Source organism: Methylobacterium variabile (assembly GCF_001043975.1).
In the GTDB taxonomy this organism is placed as follows: Bacteria; Pseudomonadota; Alphaproteobacteria; order Rhizobiales; family Beijerinckiaceae; genus Methylobacterium; species Methylobacterium variabile.
Window position 1 is genome coordinate 1 of sequence record NZ_LABY01000195.1, and the last position, 7,100, is coordinate 7,100.

At 58.6% G+C, this 7,100-nt stretch carries 8 protein-coding genes; 3 read left to right on the forward strand and 5 right to left on the reverse strand.

Annotated elements, in window-relative coordinates; translation table 11 throughout:
• The 3 genes from VQ02_RS25850 to VQ02_RS36065 all read right to left on the reverse strand — a co-directional run.
• A partial coding sequence (locus VQ02_RS25850; RefSeq protein ID WP_048447117.1) for a LysR family transcriptional regulator occupies positions 1 to 561 on the reverse strand: 561 nt, incomplete at its 3' end.
• Positions 562 to 649: 88 nt separating this feature from the next.
• Positions 650 to 1,420, reverse strand: a complete 771-nt coding sequence (locus VQ02_RS25855; RefSeq protein ID WP_048447118.1) for a L,D-transpeptidase — start codon at positions 1,418 to 1,420, stop codon at positions 650 to 652.
• A gap of 363 nt (positions 1,421 to 1,783) precedes the next feature.
• The gene (locus tag VQ02_RS36065; protein ID WP_342447861.1) at positions 1,784 to 2,710 is read right to left on the reverse strand and encodes an SDR family oxidoreductase; all 927 of its coding nucleotides are present in this window, start codon (positions 2,708 to 2,710) and stop codon (positions 1,784 to 1,786) included.
• Between VQ02_RS36065 and VQ02_RS36070 the strand changes: the two genes are divergently transcribed.
• Entirely contained in the window at positions 2,709 to 3,602 is an 894-nt protein-coding gene (locus VQ02_RS36070; RefSeq protein ID WP_083469455.1) for a LysR family transcriptional regulator, read from the forward strand. The two genes, VQ02_RS36065 and VQ02_RS36070, sit on opposite strands and share 2 nt — an antisense overlap.
• An 84-nt stretch (positions 3,603 to 3,686) precedes the next feature.
• Here the strand turns inward: VQ02_RS36070 and VQ02_RS36075 are convergent, their stop codons facing one another.
• Positions 3,687 to 4,109 (reverse strand): winged helix-turn-helix transcriptional regulator, encoded by a 423-nt coding sequence (locus tag VQ02_RS36075; RefSeq protein WP_083469456.1) that lies wholly within the window; start codon positions 4,107 to 4,109, stop codon positions 3,687 to 3,689.
• A 123-nt stretch (positions 4,110 to 4,232) separates the two neighbouring features.
• Between VQ02_RS36075 and VQ02_RS36080 the strand changes: the two genes are divergently transcribed.
• Together VQ02_RS36080 and VQ02_RS25860 are read left to right on the forward strand one after the other, a co-directional pair.
• Positions 4,233 to 5,096: an MBL fold metallo-hydrolase gene (locus VQ02_RS36080; RefSeq protein ID WP_083469457.1), complete on the forward strand. Its 864-nt coding sequence runs from the start codon at positions 4,233 to 4,235 to the stop codon at positions 5,094 to 5,096.
• A 418-nt stretch (positions 5,097 to 5,514) separates the two neighbouring features.
• A complete protein-coding gene (locus VQ02_RS25860; RefSeq protein ID WP_245239849.1) occupies positions 5,515 to 6,261 on the forward strand; it encodes a sensor histidine kinase in 747 nt (248 codons plus the stop codon).
• Between the two features lie 192 nt (positions 6,262 to 6,453).
• On the opposite strand, the gene VQ02_RS37585 is transcribed toward VQ02_RS25860, so the two are convergent.
• The gene (locus tag VQ02_RS37585) at positions 6,454 to 6,765 is read right to left on the reverse strand and encodes a hypothetical protein (RefSeq protein ID WP_157080816.1); all 312 of its coding nucleotides are present in this window, start codon (positions 6,763 to 6,765) and stop codon (positions 6,454 to 6,456) included.
• Positions 6,766 to 7,100: the final 335 nt, after the last annotated feature.

Genomic DNA, 7,100 nt, shown 5'->3' on the forward strand with positions numbered 1-7,100 from the left:
CAGCATGACGAGGCGAGCCGGCCGGGTGAAATCGAGCTGGTAATCGGCGGCGGCCAGCCAGACGAGCGGCTCGCGCCAGATCACTCGGCCCCGACCTCCCGCGCCCCCGCGCTTGACGATTACGGCATCGAGGCGGTTCCCGTCATAGGCCTCCAAGAGGTTACAGCTCAGGCCGGTCATCAGGTCAATGTGCAGGTCGGGATAGAGTCGGCCGAACCGGGCGAGCAGCTTCGGCAACTGGCCGGGGATGAAGTCCTCCGACACGCCGAGCCGCAGCGTGCCGCTGGCCGCGGGCTCGCGCCAAGTGCGCATGATGCGGTCGTTGAAATCCAGCATCTGGCGCGCTGCAGCGAGCAGCCGCTCGCCGTCCGGGGTCAGGCCGAGCGTGCGGCTGGTGCGGTCGAACACGCGACGCCCCAGGATCTCCTCGAGCCGCAGCACCTTCTGGCTCACCGCGGATTGCGAGCGGCGGACCACGTCCGCGGCGGCGGTGAAGCTGCCGGTCTCGGCTACCGCCACGAAGGCCCGCAGAAGGTCGATCTCTAGATCCGGGTAGCGCATCGTCCCGCCTGCTCCTCGGCAGCGACGTGGGTTCGCTTCCGCGTACCCTCGCCGTCTATCAAAATTCGAACCAAGCGGCTGAGGCAGCTCAACTGCCCGCTCCCTGGGAGGGCATCCGCGCGACTTGCGTCTCAGCTGGTTCGACATGCTCGTCGGCTGGTAGGACGACAACCCTGGTCTCGACTGGCACCCGACCGTAGAGGTCGATGACGTCCTGGTTGAACATCCGGATGCAGCCTGAGGACACGTCGGTGCCGATCGTATGCGGCTCGGTGGTACCGTGGATCCGATAGAGCGTATCGCGCTGGCCGTCGAACAGGTAAAGGGCGCGCGGCCCGAGCGGGTTGCTCAAACCGCCAGCCATGCCGTGGCGCCAGGGTCCGTTCCGCTCCGGCTCACGTGCGATCATGTCCGGTGTCGGGGTCCAGCGTGGCCATTCGGCCTTGCGCCCGACCCGCGCCATGCCGCTCCAGGCGAGCCCAGCCCGGCCGACCCCGACACCGTAGCGCAGGGCCCGCCCGTTCTCCCGCACGAGGTAGAGGAACTTGTTGCCAGGATCGACCACGAGGGTGCCCGGCGGCTCAGCTCTTGGATAGGCGACCTCCTGGCGGAAGTAGCGAGGATCGACGTCCGCAATCTCCGTAGCCGGCAGGGCGAAGCGCTCCTCGGGCCGTGCTGCGTACATGGCTGAGTAGCTGGCCGTGACCGCTGTGGAGGGCACTGGTGCGGTGGCTTCCGGCGGCATCCCAACCGTCATGCAACCGCCCACGAGAAGGGTGAAAGGTGCGAGCCGGACCAGGACTTGGAGGCGCAAGCGAGCATCCGAGGAGATGAACTGGATCAATCCTGGTGCGAACATGACGACTCCAGGTCTTCACGAGGCAGCGCCGCGACCATGGTAGAGGCTCCGTCGCGAGTGCGATGCCGGATTACAGCATCCGGGCCAACAATGAGTGAAGCGCATAGTTCATCTAGCTCCTAGTAGCATATCGAATGCACCTTCGAAATAAACACTTTCTTTGCCTGTAGAGTGCAATCCGGCGGCCTGGTTCGTAGATTTTGGGTGATACGCACAGCACTCTTGCAATTAAAACATATATATAGCTCAACAAGAAAGATTTGATAATTAATCATAATCTCAAATATTTTTTACATTCACTTTTCAGAAGTATTTTGCGTGATAGAAAGATGGAATAGATGAAATAATGCTATAATATTCATGTCATAGCGTATCGAGATCTGTTTTTGCGGCTTCTTCCTGCTGCGCTTCTACGTCGGAGAGTCGGTCTTTAAGCGCCTTCCGGATGATAGCGAAGGCATCGGAACCGAGGACTAAACGCCGAGGTGCCGGATTGTGATCCGCGCTAGCGATCATAGCGGCGGCCATCTTGACGGGGTCTCCATTCGGCATGCGAGTCGGATCTGTGAGGATCGCGTGCACCATGCCCGCGGGTGTTCCGTCATAGGCGTCGAGCTTAGCCCCAAGTGCCGCGCCAGCCGCGCCGCGGAAGTTGGTACGCGCGCCGCCTGGCTCCACTATTGTGACGCCGATACCGAATGGGGCTAACTCCTGTGCAATCGAGTCCATGAAGCCCTCGATCCCCCACTTGCTGGCATGATAGAGTGAAGCTCCAGCGTGGGTCGCCTGTCCACCATATGTCGACAATTGCAGGATACGCCCCCCTCCCTGGTTCCGCAGGTGCGGAACAGCCGCCCTTACAACCCGGATTGATCCTATTAGATTAGCCGCGATCTGGTGCACAATCTGGTCATCGCTAAGTCCTTCAAGAGCGCCGAAAAGACCATATCCTGCGTTATTCACTATGACGTCTATACGCTCGAGTTCCGCGAACGCTCGATTGACGGTCGAGGTAACCGCTGGGCCATTTACTAAATCGAGCTCGGCGAGCCACAGCCTGTTTCCATATTGCTCACGCAGATCTTTTGCTGCACCGACACTCCTGATCGTGCCCGCAACTCGATCTCCTCGTGCGAGCACCTGCTTGGCAATTTCTCGGCCAAAGCCGCTGCTCACGCCCGTGATCAACCAAGTCTGCATAATAACCTCCTTGCCGGTGGGCGGAAGGTAATCGCTTCGGTGGTTGCCATTAGAGGGGTAATCCTGCATGAGCTGATGGCGAAACGCCATGAAAATGCAGCCAAGCATCACTGAGCTACGAGCGTTGGCGGCGGTCGCGCGGCATCGCAGCTTCCGAAAGGCCGCGGACGAGCTTGAACTGGCTCCATCGACGGTGAGCCATCTCCTCACCGGTTTCGAGGCCCGGATCGGAGCGCGGCTTCTGAACCGCACCACGCGCAGCGTCGCCCTCACCCCAGTAGGGGAACGGCTGGTCGATCGTCTCAACTCCATCCTAATGGATCTCGACGGAGCTCTGGCAGATGTGGATGCGGCGCGTGAGCAGCCGGTCGGCGTCCTTCGTATCACAGCATCAGATACAGTCGCCATGCTGCTCATGCGCAGCATAGTGCCGACCTTTCTAGCATCGTACCCGCAGATTACCCTCGATCTAGTGGCTGAGGCATCGTTCTTGGACATCGTCGCGGAGGGTTACGATGCCGGTATACGACTGGGCGAGGCAGTGCCGCGCGACATGATTGCAGTCCGCTTCGGAGGACCCTCGCGGATGCTCGCGGTCGCCTCCCCCGCCTACCTTAGGGGACGCGATCCTCCTGTGACACCATACGAACTCGCAGCTCACTGCTGCGTTCGATCGAGAACGCCTGCAGGCCGACCATATCGATGGGAGTTTGAGCGCCACGGGGAAGCGGTCGCCGTCGACGTATCTGGTCAGCTAATGTTGAACCGCACCGAACTCATGGTGGAGGCAGCTCTCAAAGGCCTCGGCATCTCCTTCGTGCCGGCACGGATCGCTGAGCCCTCCCTGCGTGAGGGTGCGTTGATACCGCTGCTTGAGGAATGGTGCCCAGAGTATCCAGGCTTGTTTCTCTTCTATCCGGGCCATCGACATGTGCCCCCTGTCCTGCGAGCTTTTATCGATATCTTGAAAGCGCATGCTTGATCGATCATCTATATTCCATGGCCGAAATAGTAGTCGAGCGTCGCCTTCTGGTGGGTGAGGTATAAGATGATTGATCATAATTGCTTATCTGCCGACTAGCCTCAGAGGCACAGCACGGGCCGTCGAGGATCCCGATTTGTCATCTACCGCTTCAGTCCGCGACAAGTACTTCTGCTGGGCTTGTCTCACCTCGCGCTCGTGCTTCCAAGACCAAGAAAGAAGAGCACTTACCGGCTCGTCGAGCGTATGGCCGAGCGGTGTCATGCGATATTCCACCGCAAGCTCGCCCGTGGTCAGGACGTGCCGCTGGATCAACCCGTTCATCTCTAGACGTTTAAGGCAGGTTACTAGGCTCTTCTGCGAAATCGGAGGTACTTCGCGCCGTATCGCATTGAACCGCTGCTTCCCGCCTCCAGCACAGAGGGCCGCTAGGATCGGGACCGTCCATTTATCGGAGAGCAAATCGAGCAGGAGGCGCATCGCCTCCAATTCCTTGATGTCAGCCATGAGTCGGTCACCTCCACGAAACCTGATAGCCTAAAGGTGCGTAATTTACACGTGGTATCTTTCTGATACCTTGCGAGTCGCTCGGCTGGTGATCGACCTGCCGTGACGCGCAGGAAGTAGCTTATGTCAGATACATCGACCCTTAAAATCGAAGATACGAACGATAATTATGCATCTTGCGCCGTCGAGATCGGGTCATTCAAAGTGACGGCTATCCACGATGGCTACTTCGAATTGCCAATATCGTTCATCGCACAACCCAAAGGCGATCTCGGACTCGATACCGAGTCTACCTTTCACCTTGACGTGAACGCATTCCTTGTTCAGTCCGCAACGCATAACTTACTAATCGATGCAGGTTCCGGTGGTAAGATGGGACCAAACGTAAACAGGTTGGTGCCTAACCTGGCAAAAAATGGACTGACGCCCGCCGATATCGATTTCATCCTATGTACACATATCCATCCCGACCATACCAATGGCCTCATCAACACCGATAATACGCCGATTTTTAACAACGCTCAGATATTTGTTCATCAGACTGAGATTGATTATTGGTTGACCGACAAGCAGTATGCACTTGCACCAGCCGATCTTCGCTGCGTTTATGACTGGGCACGCGAAGCGTTCGCTCCGTATGCCGGGCGGACGGAGGCCTTCACCCAAGGTCTGATTTTGCCAGGAATTGAGGCGCTTCCACTATTTGGACACACTCCTGGTCACAGCGGCTTCCAGATCGATGGCGGCGGCAACAAGCAGCTAATCATCTGGGGTGACGCGGTCCATCGGATTGCGATCCAGTCCCGCGACCCAGACATCTCGGCTCAGGCAGACGTAAACCAGGATGATGCTCGCGCCTCACGCCGTGCTTTGTTCGACCGTGTTGCTACGGACGACGTGCTAGTCACCGGCATGCATATGTCATTCCCCAGCTTTGGCCGCCTTCGCCGCAAAGGCGTAGGCTATGATTATTTTGCAGAACACTGACATTTCGCAACAAAAATATCCATTTTATTCAGAAATATTTTTATTATATCTCTACTTAAGTCGGCTATAAATTTTGCTTTCAAAAATCTTCTAGTCAGCATATGCAGCCGCAATTTAAATTTATTAAAACAAAACTAATACAATAATATTTGCGTCATTATCATATGGGCCTGCGGCTGCCACGTTGTCAATTCGTACTCTACGCATAAATCCTAAAATAAGAGGAACAAGTATGATGTCTGCAGAGAAGGTCGGCGGAGGCTCGCACCTGCCAGCGAGCGCCTGCAATGGTTGCAATTCGCAATATCCCGGATTGGCCGAGACAAACCTCCACATGATCTCGCCTCTTAAGGCAAAGACGCATGGTCCAGCCATGGATGGGCCGAAGCGGAGTCGGTCGAGGAGGCTGGCGATGGGAATGATGATGGTGACCCCGCCAGTTGGTGATGCCTTGCTTCGCGCTGATGCCGCCCGCAGCGCCATGGCTCGGCTCCTCGCCGTCGCTGGGCACGATCTCAAGCAGCCGCTCCAAGTCGCCCTTATGGCTATCGAGCGCGCGGTCTCCGACGGCGTCGGACCCCGCGCCGCCATCCGGCTCGGCCAAGCCAGCGACGCCTTAGTGCGGCTCGGACGTGATCTCGACGATCTCGCCCGCTCGTCCCAAGTCGACAACGCGCCGACGAGTCTCGGCCCGGTGCTTCTCGGCCCCCTCCTAGCCAAGGTCGCGGCCGAATGGCAGCCCTACGCCGAGGTGGTCGGGGTTCAGTTGCAGGTCCGTAGCACAGGGCTGCGGGTGGAGAGCGAAGCCGCGATGCTGGCGACGATCCTGCGCAACCTCATCGGCAACGCCGTTAAGTATGCGGGCCGGGGTGGCCGGGTCATTGTCGGGTGCCGTCGGCGGGGCGGACGGATCACGATTGAGGTTCACGATGACGGGCCGGGCATCCCGCCAGGGCGCCTCAGTGGCATTTTCGAGGCTTTTGATCGGGCTGGCCGCCGCGACGGAGCTGGGCTCGGTCTTGGTCTTCACATAGTGCGTCAGACTGCTCAGGCACTCGGCCACTCAATCGGCGTGCAATCTCGCTGCGGACGAGGATCGATCTTCGGCGTGACCGTGGATCGCTCCACTGGCGCAGCCTTAGACAATATTTCCGCACTCGGTTGATGGCCGCCGGAGCCACAGGACTGCTCTCCGACTGGCGCTCTCTGGAGCAGATTATCCGCTTCATACAGGCAGTCATGATAGTCTGACCACCCGGCTGCGGGAGGCATCAGCCTTTTCTAGCTCGCTTCCTCAAAGTCAAATTTATAATAAATGCAGACCTGCCGCCAATGCGGGAATAAAATTATATGCACCTCATTCTGCGGGGACGGCGAAGCGTGCCCCCCAGACATTGATCGTGCGCATGACCTGCGGGCGAGGGGCGGATGTCGGTGCTACCGTGGACGGGCTAGACGCATATGCTCGCTGCATGCGGCTCATGCTGGTCACTGAGTGCGTCACGCCGTACTCGGTCGGTGCGGCGGACAGAGAGCCTGGAACAATGAACTCGTGTCCCCAGGCATTGAAGGTTCGATTTTCCTGAGCGGAGCTCGGTGTGGCAACGAGTGCAAGACCAACAGCAATCAAAGCTGCATTGGCAATACCGATGCTCATAGTGATCTCCATCTATTATCAACGAAATAGCTGCCGTCGGGTTGATGACGAAGATCTAATTCTCCAGCGATCTTCGCTCGATACCCGCCAGGTGCAAGATGATAGCCGTGCGGATCAATCGTGCTTCCGGGCCGGAAAGTCTTGATGCATGGTGCCGCCTTCCAGGCTTCGCCCACTCACCGAGCGGCCTGAGTTCGCCGGACCGAGGGAGCCATGACGGAGATCGGCGAGGATGCGCTCAGCGGGTTGGCGCCGCTACTGCGGGTGCGCCCGCAGCTGGATGACGTCTGCCGTTTCGGCGGAACCTGGGCGGCCGTGCACGAGCCCGAGCCGGCCGGTCAGGCCTA